The sequence below is a fragment of the Tabrizicola sp. genome, assembly GCF_051645465.1.
Lineage (GTDB): Bacteria > Pseudomonadota > Alphaproteobacteria > Rhodobacterales > Rhodobacteraceae > Tabrizicola.
In genome coordinates, this window is sequence record NZ_JBOFBI010000328.1 from 1 (window position 1) to 2,690 (window position 2,690).

General features: G+C 61.8%; 3 protein-coding genes. All 3 read right to left on the reverse strand.

All coding sequences use genetic code 11. From position 1 onward, the window contains the following. Positions 1 to 464: 464 nt before the first annotated feature. The gene (locus tag ACRCSW_RS21240; protein WP_438707649.1) at positions 465 to 842 is read right to left on the reverse strand and encodes a helix-turn-helix domain-containing protein; all 378 of its coding nucleotides are present in this window, start codon (positions 840 to 842) and stop codon (positions 465 to 467) included. Further along, the gene (locus tag ACRCSW_RS21245) at positions 832 to 1,155 is read right to left on the reverse strand and encodes a type II toxin-antitoxin system HigB family toxin (RefSeq protein WP_438707650.1); all 324 of its coding nucleotides are present in this window, start codon (positions 1,153 to 1,155) and stop codon (positions 832 to 834) included. Before ACRCSW_RS21245 ends, ACRCSW_RS21240 begins: the two co-directional genes overlap by 11 nt. A gap of 953 nt (positions 1,156 to 2,108) precedes the next feature. Continuing rightward, positions 2,109 to 2,594, reverse strand: a complete 486-nt coding sequence (locus tag ACRCSW_RS21250; RefSeq protein WP_438707651.1) for a lytic transglycosylase domain-containing protein — start codon at positions 2,592 to 2,594, stop codon at positions 2,109 to 2,111. Positions 2,595 to 2,690: the final 96 nt, after the last annotated feature.

Here is a 2,690-nt window from a genome sequence, read left to right on the forward strand (position 1 = left end):
CTTCCAGGAGATCGAATGCGCGATCAAGTTGACGGCGGTCCCAGACACGCCGACCGTCAACCCGTTTCGGCGTTGGCATCCGCTTATCAGCAACCAGGGCATCGAATTTTGAGACGCCTACCCCAATGTATTCTGCTGCCTCGCCACGTGAAAGCCCGCGTCGTTCTGGAGGCGGACTATAGCAGCTGCTTGCCAATTTTCGCTCAATCATCGGCGAACTGCCTCCTGCATTCCCTTCAACATGCAAGGATGGACTTGGCAAGCCGACGCGTCGAGGCCGCTTCACTTGGCGTCGCGCAAAGACAGGCCATATCGCATTCGCTTCGGTCTCAAGTTGAGAGGCACGACCCAATCTGGAATGAGACAGCGGGCCAAAAGCAGCGAAGTGCCCACCGTCATTTTAGCTGCGCGGTCGGCGATATCAATGCAAGGAAGGACGGCTGCCGGATAGGTCGCCCTCGCGGTCACGCCGCATCCTTGCGCGAGGGCCGGATCAGCACTTCGGCCGAAATCCCCAGCCGGTCATGCAGGCGGCGGATCATGTCGATCGACAGGCCGCGCTTGCGGTTGAATACCTCGGCGATGCGCGTGCGCGTGCCGATGATGTCCTCCAGATCCTTGCGGGTCAGGCCCTGCTGCTCCATGCGGAACTTGATCGCCTCGATCGGATCGGGTGCATCCATCGCATGGTGCTTCGCCTCATAGGCGTCGATCAGCGTGGCCAGCACGTCGAGCCGGTCACCATCCGGCGTGCCGCTGGCCGCACCCCAGAGTGCCGCGACCGCTTCCATCGCGGCATCGTAATCCGCCTCGCTGCGGATCGGCTTCACGTCAGTCGTCATGGTCAATCTCCTTCACGTCGATGCGGTTATAGTCCTTGTGGGTGCCGACCCATTTGATCCAGACGATGGCCTTCTCGAAATCCACCGCAACGACGAGCCTGTAGTCGTTGCCCTTGATGTTGAAGACGATCCGGTCGGCACTGGCGATGCTGGCAGTGGCATAGAGCCGCTTCACATCGGCGGTGCTGGTCCAGGCCGCCTTGCTCACTTCCGCGAACCACGCACAGAGCGCCGCCTTCAGCGCGGGCTGGTCCTTGTGCCCGGCGCACTTCGCGATGAATTCGCGCAAGGTGCGCCGCGCTATGATCCGCATGTCCATCCTTCTACCATGAGCCCATTTTGGGCGCAATCGGTTTCTGCCACCTAAAGCACCGGTCGCAGAACTCTGTCGAACGGCCAGCTGGCGCCGCCGTCGGGCAAGGGGATGCCGGAAGCCGCCGTCCCATTGAAGAGCTGCCGTCCGCTTAGCGCCCTGCTGCGGGTTGAGCTTCAGGGAGCGCGCCTTCACCGCCACCCTCCGCGCGCGGGTGCGAACACCATTCGCCTCCCCGCTGCACCCGCTCCGGCCCTTCAAGCCGCCCCAACCTGAGTGTCCCGGCCCCGCGCGTTGAACCTCCCCCTTCCCGGCCCCTTCCAGGCGGTAAGGGCCAAGCCCGCCCCACGCATGGCTTGCAGCACTTCCTCGACAAAGATCGTGGGTCGCGCCCAGAAGAGGCGAGGCTTATGCGCCGCCTTTCGGCTCCTGTCACGGGCCTTGTCGGGTGGATACGGATTTTGCTTTCTCCGCTCATGGCGCGAAGGCCGAACCTCGCACCAAGCAATTCAGATCGTTGGAGAAGGTATGAGTTTGCAGGCTGCTGCCATATGGCGCGATGTGCAAATTCTCCCTGTAACCTTTGATAAACAACAACCGTCCGCGACCGCACCTCGCGGCTTTTATCCTGCCGTCGTCTTCTGGTGCTGACCGTAATTCCCCACAGCACGCACCAGACTGCGCTGCTGCATCGAGGAGCGCGAAATGGTGCGACTGTCATCATTGCGTCTGCCCGTGTTGCGTCTGGACGCCGAAGACATCATCGAAGTGTGACTAACTTGAAAGTGCATCAAGCGCCGAGAGTGTCGCCGAAGTTGCAAAAGAACCGGGGTTTCTCTGCACTGAACGTGCCGTCGGATTGCTGTGAGACCGTCCCACAAAGAGCTGTGCTTCACGCCAATCTAGTGGCGGAGCAACCTCAGTGATCGTGCGATCAACTGCCGCCAATCCGATCAGCGGCAGGAGTTTTGCGATGTAGTTGCGAGTCTCGCGGGGCGCGGGGGCCGACCGTCCACAAGGTACTGCCGATAGCGTTCGGGAACGGCATTGTAGGCCGCAACAAAGCCGAGCCATCCAAAACGCTTATGCATCTCGCGGAGATACGCGGCGCCCATGAGAATGCTGTCCCGTGGGTGGGGAGAGTCGCCGCCAAGACCGTAACGCGCGCGCAACTCCCTCCATGTCGCGGGCATGATCTGCATCGGCCGCATGGCGCCTGCATGCGAGACGGCAGGACTGTTGCTCGCGCTTTCGACACGCATGATTGCGTATCCAGCGCGCAGGGATGCCCAAGCCGGGCGCGGCTTTCGCGTTGAACACTGCGCAGCGATCAGTGAAGGACGGTCGCAGTTCGGCATCATTTGGTGCTGCGAACTGGATCGCAACCATGCAAGCCCAGGGCAACCTGAGCGCGAAGCGGAGAAAGGATTGACTGGCATGATCTCGCCCGATCAACTGCGAGCCTGCCGCCGGGCTCGCGACCGTCAACGGTAAGGTGCGGGCACCGATCTTGGACCGCCCTTGACCGCCGCTCA

Excerpts from the sequence above, each read along its gene's own strand:
- ACRCSW_RS21245 (WP_438707650.1), bottom strand. The coding sequence starts at position 1,155 with ATGCGGATCATAGCGCGGCGCACCTTGCGCGAATTCATCGCGAAGTGC.
- ACRCSW_RS21240 (WP_438707649.1), bottom strand. The coding sequence starts at position 842 with ATGACGACTGACGTGAAGCCGATCCGCAGCGAGGCGGATTACGATGCC.
- ACRCSW_RS21250 (WP_438707651.1), bottom strand. The coding sequence starts at position 2,594 with ATGCCAGTCAATCCTTTCTCCGCTTCGCGCTCAGGTTGCCCTGGGCTT.